This is a genomic window from Planosporangium flavigriseum (assembly GCF_011947225.1).
Classification (GTDB): domain Bacteria; phylum Actinomycetota; class Actinomycetes; order Mycobacteriales; family Micromonosporaceae; genus Planosporangium; species Planosporangium flavigriseum.
The window spans coordinates 20,622-39,942 of the sequence record NZ_JAATVW010000011.1 but is presented as its reverse complement, the minus strand read 5'-3'; the positions used below and the strand labels follow the sequence as shown (position 1 = coordinate 39,942).

Annotated in this window: 17 protein-coding genes; 8 read left to right on the top strand and 9 right to left on the bottom strand. The window is 68.9% G+C overall.

What is annotated here, in order from left to right; all coding sequences use genetic code 11:
* The first annotated feature begins 33 nt into the window (after positions 1–33).
* Positions 34–852, top strand: a complete 819-nt coding sequence (locus HC028_RS16335) for a GntR family transcriptional regulator (protein ID WP_168078196.1) — start codon at positions 34–36, stop codon at positions 850–852.
* A gap of 26 nt (positions 853–878) precedes the next feature.
* Here HC028_RS16335 and HC028_RS16330 read toward each other — a convergent pair whose 3' ends face one another.
* The 7 genes from HC028_RS16330 to HC028_RS16300 form a co-directional block, all read right to left on the bottom strand.
* Complete coding sequence (locus tag HC028_RS16330; protein WP_168078195.1) at positions 879–1,841, bottom strand: electron transfer flavoprotein subunit alpha/FixB family protein; 963 nt, start codon at positions 1,839–1,841, stop codon at positions 879–881.
* A gap of 36 nt (positions 1,842–1,877) precedes the next feature.
* Entirely contained in the window at positions 1,878–2,660 is a 783-nt protein-coding gene (locus HC028_RS16325; RefSeq protein ID WP_168078194.1) for an electron transfer flavoprotein subunit beta/FixA family protein, read from the bottom strand.
* An 87-nt stretch (positions 2,661–2,747) separates the two neighbouring features.
* The gene (locus tag HC028_RS16320) at positions 2,748–3,488 is read right to left on the bottom strand and encodes an HAD family hydrolase (RefSeq protein WP_168078193.1); all 741 of its coding nucleotides are present in this window, start codon (positions 3,486–3,488) and stop codon (positions 2,748–2,750) included.
* Positions 3,489–3,523: 35 nt separating this feature from the next.
* The gene (locus HC028_RS16315) at positions 3,524–4,291 is read right to left on the bottom strand and encodes a 3-oxoacyl-ACP reductase (RefSeq protein WP_168078192.1); all 768 of its coding nucleotides are present in this window, start codon (positions 4,289–4,291) and stop codon (positions 3,524–3,526) included.
* Between the two features lie 8 nt (positions 4,292–4,299).
* A complete protein-coding gene (locus HC028_RS16310) occupies positions 4,300–5,658 on the bottom strand; it encodes an aldehyde dehydrogenase family protein (RefSeq protein ID WP_168078191.1) in 1,359 nt (452 codons plus the stop codon).
* Positions 5,659–5,674: 16 nt separating this feature from the next.
* Entirely contained in the window at positions 5,675–6,412 is a 738-nt protein-coding gene (locus HC028_RS16305) for a gamma-glutamyl-gamma-aminobutyrate hydrolase family protein (protein WP_168078190.1), read from the bottom strand.
* A complete protein-coding gene (locus tag HC028_RS16300) occupies positions 6,393–7,757 on the bottom strand; it encodes a glutamine synthetase family protein (protein WP_239075580.1) in 1,365 nt (454 codons plus the stop codon). The genes HC028_RS16305 and HC028_RS16300 overlap by 20 nt, the downstream gene beginning before the upstream one ends.
* A gap of 229 nt (positions 7,758–7,986) precedes the next feature.
* Between HC028_RS16300 and HC028_RS16295 the strand changes: the two genes are divergently transcribed.
* The 6 genes from HC028_RS16295 to purU all read left to right on the top strand — a co-directional run bounded on the left by HC028_RS16295 (position 7,987) and on the right by purU (position 17,913).
* Positions 7,987–10,401 carry a GcvT family protein gene (locus HC028_RS16295; protein WP_168078189.1) on the top strand — a complete coding sequence of 805 codons (2,415 nt, stop codon included), beginning with the start codon at positions 7,987–7,989 and terminating at the stop codon, positions 10,399–10,401.
* Between the two features lie 54 nt (positions 10,402–10,455).
* Positions 10,456–11,400, top strand: a complete 945-nt coding sequence (locus HC028_RS16290; RefSeq protein WP_168078188.1) for a phosphotransferase — start codon at positions 10,456–10,458, stop codon at positions 11,398–11,400.
* Between the two features lie 165 nt (positions 11,401–11,565).
* Positions 11,566–13,152, top strand: a complete 1,587-nt coding sequence (locus tag HC028_RS16285; protein ID WP_168078187.1) for an APC family permease — start codon at positions 11,566–11,568, stop codon at positions 13,150–13,152.
* A 62-nt stretch (positions 13,153–13,214) separates the two neighbouring features.
* Entirely contained in the window at positions 13,215–15,671 is a 2,457-nt protein-coding gene (locus tag HC028_RS16280; protein ID WP_168078186.1) for a GcvT family protein, read from the top strand.
* Between the two features lie 3 nt (positions 15,672–15,674).
* On the top strand, positions 15,675–17,042 hold the full coding sequence (locus tag HC028_RS16275) for an L-serine ammonia-lyase (RefSeq protein WP_168078185.1): 1,368 nt from the start codon (positions 15,675–15,677) through the stop codon (positions 17,040–17,042).
* Positions 17,043–17,058: 16 nt separating this feature from the next.
* Positions 17,059–17,913, top strand: coding sequence for a formyltetrahydrofolate deformylase (gene purU, locus HC028_RS16270; RefSeq protein WP_168078184.1), 855 nt, complete (start codon positions 17,059–17,061; stop codon positions 17,911–17,913).
* A gap of 41 nt (positions 17,914–17,954) precedes the next feature.
* Here the strand turns inward: purU and HC028_RS16265 are convergent, their stop codons facing one another.
* Positions 17,955–18,248, bottom strand: a complete 294-nt coding sequence (locus HC028_RS16265; RefSeq protein WP_168078312.1) for a ScyD/ScyE family protein — start codon at positions 18,246–18,248, stop codon at positions 17,955–17,957.
* A gap of 101 nt (positions 18,249–18,349) precedes the next feature.
* Between HC028_RS16265 and HC028_RS16260 the strand changes: the two genes are divergently transcribed.
* Entirely contained in the window at positions 18,350–18,586 is a 237-nt protein-coding gene (locus tag HC028_RS16260; RefSeq protein WP_203981430.1) for a hypothetical protein, read from the top strand.
* 194 nt (positions 18,587–18,780) lie between these two features.
* Here HC028_RS16260 and HC028_RS16255 read toward each other — a convergent pair whose 3' ends face one another.
* Positions 18,781–19,275 carry a metal-dependent phosphohydrolase gene (locus HC028_RS16255; protein ID WP_168078183.1) on the bottom strand — a complete coding sequence of 165 codons (495 nt, stop codon included), beginning with the start codon at positions 19,273–19,275 and terminating at the stop codon, positions 18,781–18,783.
* Positions 19,276–19,321 lie beyond the last annotated feature (46 nt).

The window sequence follows — 19,321 nt, the reverse complement described above, 5'->3', positions numbered from 1 at the left end:
TCGAGCTCGTCCGGTCGGCTACAGTCGGTTGTCGTGACGGCCATCGAGCGCCAGCCGGAGTGGCTGCGGAGCCTGCCGCCCTTGTCTGCCAAGAGCGGTGTTCCGGCGCATGTGCAGATCGAGCGATGGCTCACCGATGTCATCGGTCGCGGTGATCTGGTGCCCGGTGATCGTCTGCCGCGGGAGGACGAGCTCGCCGCGCTGATCGGCGTCAGCCGGATGACGCTGCGCCAGGCCCTCGCGACGTTGGAGTCGCTCGGAACGGTCGTGCGAAAGACCGGACGGTCAGGGGGCACGTTCGTCAGCGAGCCGAGGATCGAGTGCGACCTGACCGGTTTGGCGGGCTTCACCGAGCAGATGCGGCGCGCCAATGTCCGGGCAGGTGCCCGCATGGTGTCGGCGAGGACGGTTCCGGCGGGCGCGGCAGTCGCCGACGCGCTGTCCGTGAACCGCGGATCGCCGGTGTACGAGGTCGTCCGGGTGCGTACCGCGCGACGTGAACCGCTGGCCCTGGAACGGGCGTACTTCCCGTCCGAGCCGTTTCCTGACCTACTGAGCCATCGGCTTACCGGATCCATCTACGAGCTGTTCACGCGACGCTATGGGCAGGAACCGCATACCGCCAGTGAGATTCTCGAACCTGTCATTGCCCGGCCTGAGGAGGCGGAGCTGCTCGCGGTCGCACCGAACAGCCCGCTGATGTTGATCACGCGGACGGCGTTCACGTCGGCGGGCCTGGCGGTCGAGTTCGCACGCGATCTGTTCAGGCCGGACCGCGTGCGTATCTCGCTGCAGACCGGGATCGGCGCTGCCGCGCGCGCTGCGCGGATGACCACGCCCGACGCGTTCTAGACAACGCGCGATCCCGTTGCCGCCGCTTACCCGGCGGATTTGCGCGCGCGGATGCGCTCGGTGACCGCCGGGACCACGTCGAACAGGTTGCCGACGACGCCGAAGTCGGCCAGGTCGAAGATCGGCGCCTCCTTGTCGGTGTTGATGGCGACGATGGTCTTCGAGGTCTGCATACCGGCGCGGTGCTGGATGGCTCCGGAGATGCCGCAGGCGATGTACAGCATCGGCGACACGGTCTTGCCGGTCTGACCCACCTGCTGCGAGTGTGGGTACCAGCCGGCGTCGACCGCGGCGCGCGAGGCGCCGACACCGGCTTCGAGGGCGTCGGCAAGAGCCTCGACGGGCGAGAAGTCACCGCCGGTACCGCGGCCCCCAGAGACAATGATCTTTGCCTCGCTGAGGTCCGGGCGCCCCGTGGCTCCCCGCACTGCCCGGTCCGTGATACGAACCGCGGTAGCGTGCGGGCTGAACTCCGGATCGACGCTCACCTCGGCGGGTTCGGCCGGTGCCGGGGTGGCCTCAACGGCGCTGGCCTTCACGGTGATGATGGGAACGCCGGCCGCAACGGTGGAGACGACGGTGAAGTTGCCCGCCAGCACGGACTGCGTCGCCTCCACGCGACCCTCGGCGATCCGTACGTCGATCGCGTCGGTGATCAGTCCCCACTCGTTGCGCGCGGAGAGCCGCCCGGCGATCTCCTTACCCTCGGCCGTGGCCGGAATCAGCACCGCGACCGGCTGTACAGCGCCGGCGACCGCAGCGAGCGCATCCACCTTCGGGACGACCGCGTACTGCTCGTACTCGGCGCGGTCGTCGCGGTAAATCGTGGTCGCACCGTACTCGGCCAGCGCCTCGCGAGCGTTCGAGTAGCCGTTGCCGAGAAAGACGGCGACCGGTTCGCCCAGCCCGCGGGCGAGGGTGAGCAGCTCCAATGATGACCGGCGCGGGACGCCGTCAACATGATCGATCAGGACGAGGACCTCAGGCATGACAACTCCGCATCAGGGTTGGTGGCGGCTGGGCGGTCAGACGAAACGGTTCCCGACAAGGAACTGGACAAGCTGCTCAGCCGCGTCGCCGTTGTCGATCACGATTTCGCCCTTCGTGCGTGGCGGACGTTGCGTCACCGCGACCACGCTGCTGAGGGCCGCGACCAAGCCGACCGATTCGGCGGCGATGCCGAGGTCAGCGAGGTTCCAGGTGTCGATCGGCTTCTTCTTGGCAGCCGTGATGTTCTTGAAGTTCGGGTAGCGCGGCTCTCCGCTCCGATCGGTCACCGCCACGATGGCCGGCAACTGCGCGGCCACCGTCTCGGTGGCCGCATCGATGTCCCGGCGGGCGGTGATCGCACCGGCATCGGCGAGGGAGAACTCCACGGTCGAACCGAGCAGCGGAAGCCCGAGGCGCTCGGCGACCATCGCCGGAACCACGCTCATGCCCGCGTCCGTCGAGGCGATGCCGGTGACGACCAGACCGACCTCCCCGATCCGCGCGATCGCCGCGGCGAGGATGCGTGACGTGGCCGGGGCGTCGGAGCCGTGCACCGCGTCGTCGACCACGTGTACGCCCCGGTGGGCCCCCATCTGCAGCGCCTTGGTCACCGCTTCGGTCGCCGCCCCCGGACCCACCGTCAGCGCGACCACCTCGCCGCCGCCGGCCTCCGCCACCCGGAGCGCCTGCTCGACGGCGTACTCGTCCAGTTCGGACAGCAGGCCGGACACGGTGCGGTCGAGCGTGTGGTCAGACTCGGAGAAGACCCGGTTGCCGCTGGCCTCCGGGACATGCTTGACGAGGACGACGATCTTCATGCGGGAGCTCCTGCGGGCTCGGGGGTGCGGTCGTAGGCGCCGCGGCGACGGCCGGGTCGACGTGGGCGAGGGACTCGTTGAACAACGTCAGTCGCCGCCCTTCTGGAGGATCGCGAACAACTCGGGGGTAAGGGCGGACACGACGCCGTCGGCGTCGCCTTCGAGCTCCGCGCGGGTCCGGGTGCCCTCGACCGCGATGCAGCGCATGCCAGCGCCCCGCGCGGCCCGGACGCCGTGAGTGGAGTCCTCGAAGGCGAGTACCGCGGCCGGGTCGACTCCCATCCGCCGTGCGCCGAGTTCGAAGCCCTCCGGGTCCGGTTTGCCGCGCGTCACGTCCTCCTCGGTCACGATCACCGTGAAGACGTGGGCGAGCGGGCTTCGCGCGAGAACGAACTCGACGTCGATGCGCTGCGCGCCGGTCACGATGCCCACCGGCACGCCGTGGTCGACGAGCCGGCGCACGGTGTCCACCGTGGCCGGCAGGATCGGTGACTGCTGCTCCACCAGGTCGCAGTACCGGGTACGCCGCTCGGCGAGGAGCTCCCGGGCCAGCTTCTCGTCACCGCCGGCTAGCTCCTCGACCACGATGTCGATGATCTCCCGGTCGCTGAGCCCCGCCAGCCGGTTGTAGTACTGCCGTTCCGAGAGCGTCCATTGCAGACGTTCGCGAAACATCTCCGTGTAGAGCCGGAGCAGGATCGGCTCGTCATCGGAGAGCGTGCCGTTGAAGTCGAAGATGACGGCGCGCCCGGGCGTGGCCGCCCAGGCCGCTACGGTGCTCACCGCGCGCGAGTCGAGACCCGGGCCGGTTCCGGTTGATGTGCTCATGGCCGGCGCAACTCCAGTCGTTAGGAATCCGATGGCTACAGCGGTGTCACGTACGCGCCGGAGATGCCGCCGTCCACGAGGAACGTCGACGCGGTGATGAACGACGAGTCGTCGCTGGCGAGGAAGGCGACCGCCGCGGCGATCTCCTCCGGTTCGGCGAACCGACCGAGCGGCACGTGTACGAGGCGGCGGGCCGCGCGCTCCGGGTCCTTTGCGAACAGCTCCTGAAGCAGGGGAGTGTTCACCGGCCCCGGGCACAGGGCGTTGACCCGAATACCCTGCCGGGCGAACTCGACGCCGAGCTCGCGCGACATCGCCAGGACGCCGCCCTTGGACGCGCTGTAAGAGATCTGTGAGGTGGCGGCGCCCATCACCGCGACGAACGAGGCGGTGTTGATGATCGAACCGCGCCCCTGCAGCTGCATGTACGGCAGGGCCGCCTTGCAGCAGAGGTAGACGCTGGTCAGGTTGACCTCCTGGACCCGTCGCCACGCGTCCAGGCCGGTGACCAGGATCGAGTCGTCGTCGGGAGGGGAGATGCCCGCGTTGTTGAAGGCGATGTCCACCGACCCGTAGGTGCTGTTCGCCGCCTCGAACAGGGCGTTCACCTGGTCGGGGTTGGTGACGTCGACGCTGACGAAAAGGCCGCCGACCTCCTCGGCCGCGGCCTTGCCGGCGGCTTCGTCGAGGTCGCCGATCACCACCTTGGCGCCCTCCTGCGCCAGACGCCTGGCCGAGGCCAGGCCGATACCGCTGGCGCCGCCGGTGATGACGGCGACCCGGCCCTGCAGTCGTGCGGTCATGTCACTCCTTACGTTGCGATGAAAACGTTCTTGACTTCAGTGAAAGCGTCGACGGCGTCGGGGCCCAGCTCGCGGCCGAGCCCCGACTGTTTGAACCCGCCGAACGGGGTCCAGTAGCGGACGGACGAGTGCGAGTTGACGGAGAGGTTTCCGCTCTGCACGCCTCGGCTCACCCGGATCGCCCGACCGAGGTCACGGGTCCAGATGCTCCCGGAAAGGCCGTACTCGGTGTCGTTCGCGAGGCGAATCGCGTCCGCTTCGTCGTCGAACGGGACGACCGCGACGACGGGCCCGAAGATCTCGTCCCGCCACTGCCGCGCCGCGGTCTCGATCGGCGCGAGCACGGTGGGCGGCACCCAGTACCCGGCGCCGCTCGGCGCGGAGCCGGCGAACGCGATGGGCACGTCGTCCAGGTAGGAAACCACCTTGTCGCGGTGGCCGGCCGAGACCAGCGGCCCCATCTGGGTGTCGGGGTCGGCCGGTGCGCCGACGCGGTAGGCCTGCACCGCGGGCTCGAGCAGCTCCATGAACCGGTCGTAGACGCTTCGTTGGACGAGGATGCGCGACCGCGAGCAGCAGTCCTGGCCGGAGTTGTCGAACACCCCGTCCGGGGCGGTCGCGGCCGCCCGTTCGAGGTCCGCGTCCGCGAAGACGATGTTCGCGTTCTTACCGCCGAGCTCCAGGGTCACCCGCTTGACCTGCTCGGCGCACCCTCGAAGGATGGTTTTTCCGACGGCGGTCGAGCCGGTGAACACGATCTTGCGTACGTCCGGGTGCGACACCAGGCGCGCGCCGGTCACCGGCCCGGCGCCGGGCACCACCTGGAACACGCCCTCCGGGATCCCCGCCTGCAACGCCAGTTCGCCAAGGCGCAGCGCGGTCAGCGGCGTCAACTCCGCGGGTTTCAGCACCACCGTGTTCCCCGCGGCCAGGGCCGGCGCGACGCCCCACCCGGCGATCGGCATCGGGAAGTTCCACGGAGCGATCACGCCCACGACACCGAGCGGTTCCTTGAAGGTGACGTCGATGCCGCCGGGTACCGGGATCTGCCGGCCGGACAGGCGCTCCGGCGCCGCCGAGTAGTAGTTCAGGACGTCCCGTACGTTGCCGGCCTCCCAGCGGGCGTTGCCGATGGTGTGCCCGGCGTTGCGAACTTCCAGGTCCGCCAGGTAGTCGATATCCGCGTCGACGGCGTCGGCGAACCGGCGCAGCAGGCGGGCCCGGTCGCCGGGGGCGACGGCTGCCCAGGACGGCGCTGCCGCCTTGGCCCGGGCGATCGCTTCGTCGGTCTCCTCGACCGAGGCCAGATGCACGGAGCCGATCGGCTTTTCGGTGGACGGGTCGATCAGGTCGAACTCGCCGGTCATATGACTGCTCCTTGTTTTACGCGTCGGTCATTCGACGCCGCGCCGCGTCGACCAGGCCCTGAAACAGACGGCGGTCGTTGGGGTCCTGCTCCGGGTGCCACTGCACCGCGAAAAGGAATGGTTCCTCCGGCGACTCGACGGCCTCGATCGTTCCGTCGTCGGCGATGCCGACGGCGCGCAAGGCCGGGGCCAGCACGGCGACCGACTGGTGGTGGTAGCAGTGGACGGTCACCTGCTCGCCGACCAGCGCGGCGAGCCTGCTCGACGCTTTGATACGGACGTCCGTACGGCCGAACTGGCCGGGAGCGGGCTGATGGCCGGCGTGTCCGACGCGGTCGGGCACGTGCTGCTCCAGGGTGCCACCGAGAGCCACGTTCACCATCTGCAGGCCGCGGCACACGCCGAGCACCGGCAGTTTGAGGTCGAGGGCGGCGTGCGCCAGCGCCAGCTCCCACTCGTCACGGTCGCGACGGGGAGCACCGGTACGAGGTCCCGAGGCCTGACCGTACCGGGACGGCTCGATGTCCGCTCCGCCGGTGAGCACGAGGCCGTCGAGCCGTTGCAGGACATGGGGCGCTGACGCCGGTTGCGGCGGTAGGAGCACCGCCGTGCCACCCGCGGCGACGACGAGGTCGACGTACGCCTGGTGCAGCAGGGCGAAGTCGGTGTCCCAGACCAGGCTCTGGGCGCGCTCGCGGTACGTGGTCAGGCCGATGAGCGGACCGGTGCCACCTTCAGAGACGCTCGAATCCACGGACCCTCTCCCAGTCGGTCACGGCGGCGTTGAACGCGGTCAGTTCGACATCGGCGCAGTTGACGTAGTGCGCGACGACCTCTTCGCCGAAGGCCGCCTTGGCGACACCGCTCGCGGCGAACAGGGCCCGCGCCTCGGCGAGCGTGGTCGGTACCCGCGGCTTGGCGGAGCGGTAGGCATTGCCGGTGAAGGCGTCCTCGAGCGGTAGCTCGTGGTCGATGCCGTGCAGGCCGGCGGCGATGAGGGCGGCGACGGCCAGGTACGGGTTGACGTCGCCGCCGGGGACCCGGTTCTCGAACCGGAGCGAGTGGCCCGACCCGACGACGCGCAGCGCGCACGTCCGGTTGTCGAGGCCCCACGCCACCGCGGTCGGGGCGAAACTTCCGGGCACGTACCGCTTGTACGAGTTGATGTTCGGTGCGAGCAGGAGCGTCAGCTCCCGCAGGGCCGCGAGCTGGCCGGCGAGGAAGTGCTCCATCAGCGTGGAGAAGCCGTGCGGGCGGTCACCGGCGAGGACGGCCTCCCCGTCGGTGGAGCGAAGGCTGAGGTGGATGTGGCACGAGTTGCCCTCACGCTCGTCGAACTTGGACATGAACGTGAGGCTGTGTCCGTGCGCGTGAGCGATCTCCTTGGCGCCGGTCTTGTACAGCACGTGGCCGTCGCAGGTGCGAACCGCTTCGTCGTAGCGGAACGCGATCTCGTGCTGGCCCAGGTTGCACTCGCCCTTCACATTCTCGACGTACAGTCCGGCGCCCTCCATGCCCCGGCGGATCGCGCCGAGGACGGGCTCGACCTCCGCACCGCCGAACAGCGAGTAATCGACGTTGTAGCGGTTGGCGGGGCGCAGGTCGCGGTAGGTCTGGCGCCACGCCTCGGCGTACGGGGTGTCGAAGAGCAGGAACTCCAGCTCGGTGCCGGCGAAGGCGACCAGGCCGCGTTCGGCCAGGCGCTCCACCTGCCGCTTGAGTACCTGCCTCGGCGCGGGCGCGACGGGGGAGCCGTCGGGCCACCGCACGTCGCAGTGGACGAAGGCGGACCGGTCCTGCCAGGGCAGAACGGTGAGCGTGTCGAGGTCGGGAACGAGGACGAAGTCGCCGTAGCCCCGTTCCCACGACGTGAGCTCGTAGCCGTCGACGGTGTTCATGTCGACGTCGACGGCGAGCAGGTAGTTGCAGGCCTCGCCGCCGTGGGGGAGGACCTCGTCGAGGAACCAGCGTGCGGAGCAGCGCTTGCCCTGGAGTCGACCTTGCATGTCGGTCAGGGCGATGGACACATTGTCGATGGCTCCCGATTCGACGAGGCTGCGCAACTCGTCGACGGTGATGCGGCCAGACGCGGCGGTCACGCTGTCTCGCTTTCATCGGAAGTGGTGGTGGAGGCCACAAAGTACCGCCCGTACGAGCAAACTGTCTAGACCGAATCACCCTCAGGGATTTCTTTCCGTATAGACCTTTTCCGTGGCCACTTCCGCTGGTAACGTCCGCCGCCAACACGGAAATGTGGTCTGGACTACACGGTGCGGAGTCCCGCATGCGCAGCCCGGGCGGTATGCACTCGCGGACGAGAGGGTTTTGATGTCCCTGCCTGAACGCAGCCGGATTGTCATCATCGGTGGCGGGGTCGTGGGCTGCAGCATCGCCTACCACCTGGCCCAGCGCGGCGTCACCGACGTGACGCTCGTCGAGCGCCGGAAGTTGACGGACGGCAGCACCTGGCACGCGGCTGGGCTGGTCGGACAGTTGCGCAGTTCAAGCAGCCTCACCCAGCTGATGCAGAAGAGCGTGGAGACGTACCAGACCCTGGAGGAGAAGACCGGGTACGCCACCGGCTGGCGTGGCGTCGGCAGCATCCGCGTCGCCTCCAGTCCGGACCGGTGGGAGGAGATCAGGCGCCTCGCCACGACCGGCAAGAGCTTCGGCTTCGACGTCCACCTCGTCTCGCCGAAAGAGGCGCTCGACCTCTTCCCGCTCCTCAACACCGACGGCGTGTACGGGGCGACGTGGATCCCCAGCGACGGGTACGTCGACCCCAGCCAGCTCACCCACTCCTTCGCCACCGGGGCCCGCGCGGCCGGCGTCAAGATCATTCAGGACTGCCGCGTCGAGTCCATCGAGCGGGTCGGGCGCCGCATCACCGCCGTCGTCACCAGCCAGGGCCGCATTGAATGCGACACGCTCGTCAACGCGACCGGCATGTGGGGTACGGAGACGGCGCGGCTGGCCGGCGTGGACCTCGCGGTCAACGCCGTCGAGCACCAGTACGTCGTGACCGAGAAGGCCGACGGCATTCCGTGGGACCTGCCGACGATGCGCGACCCCGATGCGCGCTTCTACCTCAAGCCCGAGGCCGGTGGCCTGGTCATCGGTGGCTGGGAAGAGGGGACGCGGGCGCCGTGGCGCCGTATCCCGGTCGACCTCGGCCCGGACCTGTTCCCGCCGAACTACGAGCGGTTCGAGGGGCTGGCCGACGGCGCCGCTCACCGCATCCCGCGCTTCGGCGAGCTGGGCATCCAGACGTGGGTCAACGGCCCCATCCCCTTCTCGCCCGACGCCGAGCCGCTCATGGGCATCACCGAAGACCTCGACAACATGTTCCACTGCTGCGGCTTCTCGGCCGGCGTCGCCGCCGGCGGAGGCGCCGGCTGGGCGATGGCGAACTGGATCGTCGACGGCGACCCGGGGCTGGACCTGTGGCCGTTCGACGTCCGGCGCTTCGGCCGCCCACACAACGTGCCGGCCTACCTCGAGAAGCGTTCGATCGAGGCCTACGGCACCTACTACCAGATCTCCTACCCCAACCGGGAACTGGAGAAGCCCCGCGGGCAGCGCACCAGCGCCCTGTATGGCGCCCTGCGCGAGCGCGGTGCGGTCTTCGGAACCAAGTTCGGCTGGGAGCGGGCCAACTGGTTCGCGCCGGAGGGCCAGGAGCGCGTCGAGACCCCGACGTTCGGGCGCAGCAACGCCTTCCCGTACATCGCGGCCGAGCACGAGGCCGTCCGGACGGCTGTCGGCGTCGTCGACCAGAGCAGCTTCTCAAAATACGAGATCTTCGGTCCCGGCGCGCTGGCGCTGCTGCAGAAGGTCGCCGGCGCCAACATGGACGTGAAGATCGGCAAGATCGTCTACACCCAGCTGCTCAACCCGAACGGTGGCATCGAAGCCGACGTCACCATCACGCGCCTGGCCGAGGACGAGTTCTACTTCGTCACCGGCAGCGGGTTCGGCCGGCACGACCTGACCTTCCTGCTCCAGCACGCGCCCGACGACGGCTCGGTCTACATCCGTGACGTCACGTCCGCCTACGGCGTGCTGAACGTCTGTGGGCCGCGGGCGCGTGACGTCGCCGCGAAGCTCACCTGGGCTTCCTTGAGCAACGAGGCGTTCCCGTACATGACCGCGCAGCACATCGACCTCGGTCACGCGCCGGTACGCGCCCTGCGCGCCACCTACGTCGGCGAACTCGGCTGGGAGTTCCACGTCCCGACCGAGTACATGCTCGACCTGTACGAGCGCATTCTCTCCGCCGGTGCCGAGTTCGGCATCCGCAACGTCGGCTACAAGGCGGTCGAGTCGCTCCGCCTGGAGAAGCAGTACCTCGCGTGGGCGACCGACATCAAGTCGGACACGAACCCATACGAGGCCGGCCTCGGCTTCGCCGTCAAGCCGGACAAGCCGGAGCTGCTGGCCGGTCCGGTCCTCCGCCAGGTCCGCGAGGACGGCATCACCCAGCAGCTCTGCTGGTTCTCCGCCGACCCCGAGGCCGTCATGCACGGCGGCGAACTCCTCACGCACGCCAACCGCCCGCTCGCGGCGACCGTCAAGAGCGCCGGTTACGGGCACACGGTCGGTCGAACCATCTTCTCTGCGTACGTGCCGATCGAACTCGCCGACGAAACGGACTTCATCGTCGACGTCGCCACCGAGCGGTTCCCGGCGCGCCGCGAGAACGGTCCGATGTACGACCCGAAGGGCACCCGGATCCGCGCCTGAACCATCGCCGCACGCATCGGCGACCCGACCTTCCAGACCAGGAGTTATGTCCGAATGAGTAGCGAAGCGGTGACAGCAGAAGCGCCGGGCGCGCCCGCCCTGACCGACGCCATCATGGATGAGATAGCGGTCCTCCGCGGCCGGTCGAGGCGGGTCGAAGAGCTGTCGGGTGGGCTGACGAACCGCAACTACAAGGTCACGACCGACGAAGGTAGCTACGTCGTCCGCGTGTCGTCGGAGGAGACGGGCGCGCTCGCGATCAACCGGGACTACGAGTACCGCAACTCGGTCATCGCCGCCCAGGCCGGCGTCGGCGCCCCCGTCATCGCGCACCTGCCGGACAGGCACGTCATGGTCGTCGGTTTCATCAACGGGCACACGTTCGCCGACCACGACTTCGCCGTGCCCGGCAACATCGAGCGGGTCGCGCAGGCATGCCGGACGCTCCACGCCGGACCGGCCTTCGTCAACGACTTCAACATGTTCGACATCCAGCGTGGCTACCTCACCGTGGTGCGGGAGAACGGGTACCGGTTGCCGGACGGCTACTCCGACTTCGAGCCCCAGGTCGCGGCCATCCGGCGGGCGCTCGCCGTCCGGGACGAAGGCACGGTGCCGTGCAACAACGACCTGCTGGCCGCGAACTTCGTCGACGACGGCGACAAGATCTGGCTCATCGACTACGAGTACTCCGGCAACAACGACGCCTGCTTCGAACTGGGCAACATCTGGAGCGAGTGCCACCTGGACCTCGATCAGCTCGAGGCGCTGGTCACCGCGTACTACGGCCGCTTCCTTCGCAACAAGCTCGCGCGGGCGCAGTTGCAGGGTCTGATGTCTAAGTACGGGTGGACCCTGTGGGCCTCCATCCAGCAGGCGACCAGCCCGATCGACTTCGACTTCTGGGGCTGGGGCATGGAGAAGTACGAGTCGGCCACGGCGATCTTCCGCAGTGCCCGGTTCGACCAGTTGCTCGAGGAAGTGCAGCGCGCCGCCTGACCAGCGCGCCGACTGACCAACGCGCCGCCTGACCAACGCTCCGCCTGACCAACGCTCCGCCTGACCAACGCTCCGATGCCGGCGACCGGCGCCCGCATCTTCCATCACCGTACGTGCGCATCCCCTAATCACCTCGGCTTGCATCTCCATAGTGGAGGAACCGAAATGACTGAGCGAATTCACGTTGTATCCGGGGGCGCCCAGACCGCCGATAGCGACGACCTTGCGAGTCACGGGTACAGACAGAGACTCAACCGCAGCCTCGGCAGCTTCTCGTCGTTCGCCGCCGGCTTCAGCTACATCTCGATCCTCACCGGGATGTTCCAGCTGTTCGGCTTCGGCTACGGCTTCGGCGGCCCGCTGCTGTTCTGGGCGTGGCTGCTCGTGCTGGGTGGCCAGTTCTGCGTGGCGCTCGTGTTCGGTGAGCTCGGCGCCCGGTACCCGATCGCGGGGTCGGTCTACCAGTGGTCCAAGCAGGTGTCGAGTCGCGCCGGAGCCTGGTTCGCGGGCTGGATGATGCTGGTCGGCTCGATCGTCTCGGTCGCGGCCGTGGCGATGGCGGAGCAGATCGTCCTGCCGGCCATCTGGAGCGGGTTCGAGGTCTTCGACAACCCGGCCGTCAACGCCGTCCTCCTCGCGAGCGTCACGATCGCTATTACGACCATCATCAACGTCCTCGGCGTGAAGGTGATGGCGAAGATCAACAATGTCGGCGTCATCGCCGAACTCGTCGGCGTCATCCTCATCCTCGTCCTGCTGGCCGTCCATATTCGCCGCGGACCGCAGGTGGTCCTGGAGACCCAGGGCGCCGGCCCCGGCCTGCCCGGCTGGGGCACGCTCGGGCTGCTTGCGCCCATCCTGTTAGCGGCGATCATGCCCGCGTACGTCATGTACGGGTTCGACACCGCCTCCTCGCTCGCCGAGGAGACCAAGGACCCGCGACGGCGGACGCCGATCGCGATCCTGCAGGCGCTGGCCGCCTCGGGCGCCGCGGGCGCGCTGCTGCTGATCCTCGCGCTGATGTCCACCAAGACACTGTCGATCGAGGACCTGAGCGCCGGCGGGCTACCGATGATCCTGCAGGACGTCCTGGGTAGCACCCTCGGCAAGCTGCTGCTCGTCGACGTGGCGTTCGCGATCTTCGTCTGCACGCTCGCGATCCAGACCGCGGCCATCCGCGTGGCGTTCTCGATGGCCCGCGACCACCGGCTGCCCTTCGGCGAGCGGCTCGCCCACGTCACCGAGGAGCGGCACTCGCCGGCGGCGCCGTCCATCGTCTCGGGCGTGATCGCGATCGGCATCCTGCTGGTGAACCTCGGCAACGCCAAGATCTTCACCCTCGTCACCAGCGTCGCCATCATCATCGTCTACATCGCGTACCTCATGGTCACCCTGCCGGTGTTCCGGCGCCGGCTGGGCGGCTGGCCGGCCGACCGGGGTCGCACCGGGCTCTTCACCCTGGGACGAGGCCGGGGCCTCGTGATCAACGGCGTCGCGGTCGCGTACGGCCTGTTCATGACGATCAACCTGATCTGGCCGCGTGAGCTCATCTACGGGGAGGGCGTCTACGCCTGGGGTGGCGTCATCGTCATCGCCGTGATCTTCGCCGTCGGAGCCCTCTACTACTTCACCGCGCAGCACCGCAAGGACCACGTCATCGCGTCCGAGCACCGGGTGGCCGCCGCGCCAGCGACCGCGGCGCCAGCGCCCATCGCCGACGGCGACGCCGCACCCGCACCCGCGCTCGACTGACGCCTACCGGTCACCTGACGGCCTACCGGGTCACCGAGCCACACCGTTTGAGGAGCACCTCCATGAGTCAAACCCTGCCCACCCGCGCGCGCGTCGTCGTGATCGGCGGCGGCGTCATCGGCACCAGCGTCGCGTACCACCTCACGAAGCTCGGCTGGACCGACCTGGTCCTCCTGGAGCAGGGTCGGCTATCGAGTGGCACCACCTGGCACGCGGCCGGTCTCGTCGGCCAGTTGCGGTCGAGCGAGAGCGGCACCAGGCTCGTCCAGTACTCGGCGCAGCTGTACAGCGAACTGGAGTCCGAGACCGGCCTCAGTACCGGGTTCAAGCGGTGTGGCGGGGTGACGGTGGCCCGCACGCAGGACCGGATGGTCCAGTTGGAGCGGACGGCTGCCGCGGCGGAAGCGTACGACCTCGAGTGCGAGCTGATCAGCCCGAGCCGGGCGAAGGAGCTGTACCCGGTGCTCGAGACCGAGGACCTGGTCGGCGCGATCTGGCTGCCCGGCGACGGCACGGCGAACCCGACCGACGTGACCAACTCGCTGGCCAAGGGCGCCCGGGACCGGGGCGCGCGGATCCTGCAGGGCGTGCGGGTCATCGGGGTCGACCACCGCAACGGCGTGGTGACCGGCGTCCGTACCGATCACGGTGACATCGAGGCCGAGATCGTCGTCAACTGCGCCGGCCAGTGGGCCAAGGCGGTCGGGGCGCTCGCCGGCGTGAACGTGCCGCTGCACTCGGCAGAGCACTTCTACGTGGTGACCGAGCGCATCGAGGGCGTGCACCCGATGATGCCGATCCTGCGGGACCCGGACGGTTACACCTACTTCAAGGAGGAGGTCGGTGGGCTCGTCGTCGGCGGGTTCGAGCCCGAGGCGAAGCCGTGGGTAGCGCCGGACCAGCTGCCCTACCCGTTCGAGTTCCAGCTCCTCGAAGAGGACTGGGACCACTTCTCGATCCTGATGGACAGCGCGCTGCACCGGATTCCGGCGCTGCACCACACCGGGATCAAGAAGTTCTACAACGGACCCGAGAGCTTCACTCCGGACAACCAGTTCATCCTCGGGGAGGCGCCCGAACTGAAGAACTTCTTCGTCGGCGCGGGCTTCAACTCGGTCGGCATCGCCTCGGCTGGCGGAGCGGGGCGCGCCCTCGCGGAGTGGATCGTGGGCGGCGAGCCCCAGACGGATCTGTCCGGTGTGGACATCCGGCGCTTCGCCCCGTTCAACGGCAACAACCAGTGGCTGCACGACCGGGTCGCCGAGATCCTCGGGCTGCACTACGAGGTGCCGTGGCCCAACCGCGAGCTCACGTCCGCGCGGCCGTTCCGCCGGTCCCCGGCCTACCACCTGCAGGCGACGGCAGGCGCGTCGTTCGGGTCGAAGATGGGGTGGGAGCGGGTCAACGTGTTCGCGCCGGCCGGCGTCACGCCTTCGCTGGAGTACACGTGGGGCAAGCCGAACTGGCTGCCGTGGTCGGCGGCGGAGCAGCGCGCCACCCGCGAGAGCGTGGCGCTCTACGACCAGACGTCGTTCGGCAAGCTGCTGATCAGCGGCCGCGACGCGGAACAGCTGCTGCAGTGGCTGTGCACCGCGGATGTCGCGGTGGCGCCTGGCCGCGCCGTCTACACGGGCATGCTCAACGAGCGCGGCGGCTACGAGGCGGACGTCACGGTCACCCGGCTCAGCCACGACGAGTACATGCTCGTCACCGGCTCCGGGTCGGTGCAGCGCGACCTCGACTGGATCCGCCGGCACATCCGGGAAGACCAGCACGTCAGCGTCACCGACCTCACGTCCTCCTATGCGGTGTACGGGGTCATGGGCCCCCGGTCGCGCGACCTGCTGCAGAAGCTGACCCGCGTCGACCTGTCCAACGACAGCTTCCCCTTCTCGACCAGCCAGCAGATCGGTCTCGGGTACGCGACCGTCCGGGCGACCCGCATCACCTACGTCGGCGAGCTCGGCTGGGAGCTGTACGTGCCGACCGAGTTCGCGGTCGGGGTGTACGAGCTGCTGCTGGCAGCGGGCGCCGAGTTCGGCCTCGTCCAGGCGGGGTACTACACGATCAACTCCTTGCGGCTGGAGAAGGGGTACCGCGCGTGGGGCTCCGACCTCACGCCGGACTACAACCCGGTCGAGGCGGGCCTGCTGTTCACCTGCAAGCTCAAGTCCGAGATCGCGTTCATCGGTCGGGAGAGCGTCGAGAAGGCCAGGGCCGAGGGGCCCCGGCGCAAGCTGGTGTCCTTCGTCCTCGACCACCCCGAGGTGATGATGTGGGGCGGTGAGCTGGTGCTCCGCGACGGGCACGCCGTCGGGCAGGTCAGCTCGGCCGCGTGGGGCGAGACGGTCAACGGGTGCGTCGCGCTGGCCTACGTCCGGTGCCGCGACGGCGAACCGGTCACCAAGGACTACCTGGAGAACGGCTCGTACCAGATCAACGTCGGCGGCACGCTGTGCTCGGCCACTCTGCACGTCCGTCCGCCGTACGACCCGGCCGGCGACAAGATCAAGCGCTGATCGATGGTCAGCGTCTTCGACCTGTTCAAGGTGGGCATCGGACCGTCGAGTTCGCACACCGTCGGTCCGATGCGGGCAGCCCTGATGTTCCTGGACGCCATCAAGAGCGACACCGACCTCGGCCACGTCGCGGGGGTGACCGTCGAGCTGTTCGGCTCTCTCGGGGCCACCGGGCACGGGCACGGCAGCGTGAACGCGGTCCTGCTCGGGCTCGAGGGCCACGCGCCGGAGACGGTCGACCCGGCCGTCACCGGCCCGACCCGGGCGCGGGTGGAGAGCACGGGGCGGCTGATGCTGGCCGGGTCGCATCCGATCCAGTTCGACGTCGACGACGACATCGTGCTGCACCGGCGTAAGCGGCTGGAGCTGCACTCCAACGGCATGCAGTTCCGGGCCCGGGACGCGGCGGGCCAGGACGTCGTGAACCGCACGTACTACTCGATCGGCGGCGGGTTCGTCCTCGACCCGGCGGACGGCCAGCCGCGGATCGTCGAGGACCCGACTCCGGTCCCGTACCCGTTCACAACCGGCGACGCGCTCCTCGCGGTAACCCGCGAGACGGGTCTGTCCATCAGCGACGTGATGCTGGAGAACGAGAAGGCGTGGCGGAGCGAGGCCGAGATCCGCCACGGCCTGCTCGCCATCTGGGACGTCATGCGGCAGTGCGTACGGGCCGGCTGCGAGCGCGACGGGGTGCTTCCGGGCGGATTGAAGGTGCCGCGCCGCGCACCGGGCCTGCTGGCGAAACTGCACGCCCGGGGCGACGCCGACGACCCGCTGTACGCGCTGGACTGGGTGACCCTGTTCGCGCTCGCGGTCAACGAGGAGAACGCCGCCGGAGGCCGGGTCGTCACGGCGCCCACGAACGGCGCGGCCGGGATCGTGCCGGCGGTGCTGCACTACTACATCCGGTTCGTCGACGGCGCCAACGACGACGGCGTGATCCGGTTCCTGCTGACCGCCGCCGCGATCGGGTCGTTGTTCAAGCGCAACGCGTCGATCTCCGGGGCGGAGGTGGGCTGCCAGGGCGAGGTGGGCTCGGCGTGCTCGATGGCGGCCGCCGGCCTGGCCGAGGTCCTCGGTGGCTCCCCGGACCAGGTGGAGAACGCCGCCGAGATCGGTATCGAACACAACCTGGGGCTGACGTGCGACCCGGTCGGCGGCCTGGTGCAGATCCCGTGCATCGAGCGCAACGCCGTCGCGTCGGTGAAGGCGATCACCGCCGCGCGCATGGCGGTGCGCGGAGACGGCCGCCACCACGTGTCGCTCGACAAAGCGATCAAGACGATGCGGGAGACCGGTGCGGACATGAAGGACAAGTACAAGGAGACGGCTCGTGGCGGCCTGGCCCTGAACGTCGTGGAATGCTGAAAGGACTGACAACCACATGCAACGCCGATTTGTGCTGACGCTCAGCTGCTCCGACCGCCCCGGCATCGTCCACGCCGTCACCTCGTACCTGGTGAAGCTCGGTCTCGACATCACCGAGCACCAGCAGTTCGACGACGGCATGCGGGGCCGCCTGTTCATGCGGACCAGCTTCGTCAGCGAGTCCTCCGACCTGACGGTCGCTCACCTCTCGCGGGAGTTCGAACCGGTCGCGGCGGCCTTCGGGATGACGTGGGACCTGTACGACGTATCCGCGCAGCCGCGCGTGCTGGTCATGGTGTCCAAGTTCGACCACTGCCTGAACGACCTGATCTACCGGTGGCGCACGAACTCCCTGTCGGGCGACCTGGTCCTGGTCGTCTCCAACCACGAGGACCTGCGCCCGATGGTCGAAGCGGCCGGGCTGCCGTTCACGCACCTCCCGGTGACCCCGGAGACGAAGCCGGCGGCAGAGGCCGAGCTGCTGTCGCTGGTCAGCGAGTACGACGTCGACCTGGTCGTCCTCGCGCGCTACATGCAGATCCTGTCGAACGAGCTGTGCAAGGAGCTCGAGGGGCGCGCCATCAACATCCACCACTCGTTCCTGCCGAGCTTCGCCGGCGCCAAGCCCTACCACCAGGCGTACGAACGGGGCGTGAAGCTGGTCGGCGCCACGGCGCACTACGTGACGTCCGACCTGGACGAGGGCCCGATCATCGAGCAGGAGGTCATCCGGGTCGACCACCGCCCGTCCCCGGACGACCTGGTACGGGTCGGCCGCGACGCCGAGCGGCTCGCCCTGGCCCGCGCGGTCGAGTGGCACTGCCAACGCCGGGTGCTGCTCAACGGCAACCGAACCATCATCTTCAGCTGACCGGCGGGGCCGTCCGGATGTCCGGACGGCCCCGATCCAATTCAGCCCTTGATCCGCAGCAGTTCGCCACCGCCGGCCGAGGTCGACCTGTTCGACACGTACACCGTGCCGTGCTCGTCGACCGCGACGCCGCCCGGCATGGTCAGCTGGCCGGCGGCCAGTTCCGTACGCTTACCGTCCCGGTCGATCCGGTACAGCGCGCCCGTCGGGTCACCCCACAGCAGGCTGTTCTTGGCGAGTTCCAGTACGTAGATCCGGCCGCGCCGGTCCACCGCGATGTCGACGATGTTGGTGAACCCGGACGCCACCGCGACCGGCGCGTTGCCCGGCGTCACCCGGAAGACCGAAGCGCCGCCGGCCGGGAACGGGAAGCCGGTCCAAGGACGCGCCGTCGGTCGCGTACCACTACCCGTTCGTCGAGACGCCGGAGTTCTGGGTGCCGGTCGGCCTGTCCGACCCGGACGGTTCGCGGGGTGGCGCGCAGATCAACGACCTGGACGTCGCGATGCGCCGGGCCGTGGTCAACGCGCTCGACTTCCTCGAGCACGACCTCGGCATGGACCGTGCGATCGCGTACGCGTACCTGTCGGCTGCCGCCAACTTCGAGGTCTCGCAGGTCGTCGACCGTACCGTCGGCGTCCACGGCGTGATCCGCAAGGCAGACTTCGCCTGAGCCCTCGGGCGCTGACGAACAAGCGGCCCGCCGGCAGGTTCTGTCGGCGGGCCGCCGCTTTTATCGGAAGTGTTACAACAGAGCGTGGCCTCGGATATCTTGCGTTGATCTATCCGTACCGGAGGTCACGATGTCGGGAAGCGGCGAACTGCCGCCCATGGATCGTGGACCGCGCCACGATAGGTGAACCACCCTCATGCTCGACCGGTCGTCCGTTCAGCTCTCGTGACGAGCCGTTCCAGTTCTTCGCTCATGCGTGCCGGCAAATGTGGGGCTGTCCGGGTGTGGAAAGCGCGGAAGTACGGTACGCGGGCCACGAATGCCGTACGGGTGCGCCAGTAGGCGGCTTGGTCGGCGGATCGGGCCGCCCGGCGCAGGATCGATCGAAGGCTGACGAGCTTGTCGGCAGCGCTGGCCCACGTGACCCACAGATCTCCGGTGCCGACATCCGGCACTGCTCGCTCGGCCATGACGATGTGTTCACGCTCCATCGCCCGTACGACGCGGGTAACCTCCGCCCCGAGGCGGGTGGTCAGGGTGGTGTCGAGGCCGATGTCAGACGGCGCGAATTCGGGGGAGTCGTGCAGCAGGACGGCGGCGACAAGCTCGGGCGCGGCATCAGGCACGTGCCGGCCGAGGGCTAGGGCGACATCCACTGCGTGCGCGAGCGCGGGTGCACCGTCAATCATGTGCCCGGAACACCAGACGCGTGCTAATTCAAGGGCTTCGGCGACG

Bases quoted from the DNA above. Each gene is read 5' to 3' on its own strand.
- HC028_RS16330 (WP_168078195.1), bottom strand. From the start codon at position 1,841: ATGCCTGAGGTCCTCGTCCTGATCGATCATGTTGACGGCGTCCCGCGC.
- HC028_RS16325 (WP_168078194.1), bottom strand. From the start codon at position 2,660: ATGAAGATCGTCGTCCTCGTCAAGCATGTCCCGGAGGCCAGCGGCAAC.
- HC028_RS16320 (WP_168078193.1), bottom strand. From the start codon at position 3,488: ATGAGCACATCAACCGGAACCGGCCCGGGTCTCGACTCGCGCGCGGTG.
- HC028_RS16315 (WP_168078192.1), bottom strand. From the start codon at position 4,291: ATGACCGCACGACTGCAGGGCCGGGTCGCCGTCATCACCGGCGGCGCC.
- HC028_RS16310 (WP_168078191.1), bottom strand. From the start codon at position 5,658: ATGACCGGCGAGTTCGACCTGATCGACCCGTCCACCGAAAAGCCGATC.
- HC028_RS16295 (WP_168078189.1), top strand. From the start codon at position 7,987: ATGTCCCTGCCTGAACGCAGCCGGATTGTCATCATCGGTGGCGGGGTC.
- HC028_RS16290 (WP_168078188.1), top strand. From the start codon at position 10,456: ATGAGTAGCGAAGCGGTGACAGCAGAAGCGCCGGGCGCGCCCGCCCTG.
- HC028_RS16285 (WP_168078187.1), top strand. From the start codon at position 11,566: ATGACTGAGCGAATTCACGTTGTATCCGGGGGCGCCCAGACCGCCGAT.
- HC028_RS16280 (WP_168078186.1), top strand. From the start codon at position 13,215: ATGAGTCAAACCCTGCCCACCCGCGCGCGCGTCGTCGTGATCGGCGGC.
- HC028_RS16275 (WP_168078185.1), top strand. From the start codon at position 15,675: ATGGTCAGCGTCTTCGACCTGTTCAAGGTGGGCATCGGACCGTCGAGT.
- purU (WP_168078184.1), top strand. From the start codon at position 17,059: ATGCAACGCCGATTTGTGCTGACGCTCAGCTGCTCCGACCGCCCCGGC.
- HC028_RS16255 (WP_168078183.1), bottom strand. From the start codon at position 19,275: ATGATTGACGGTGCACCCGCGCTCGCGCACGCAGTGGATGTCGCCCTA.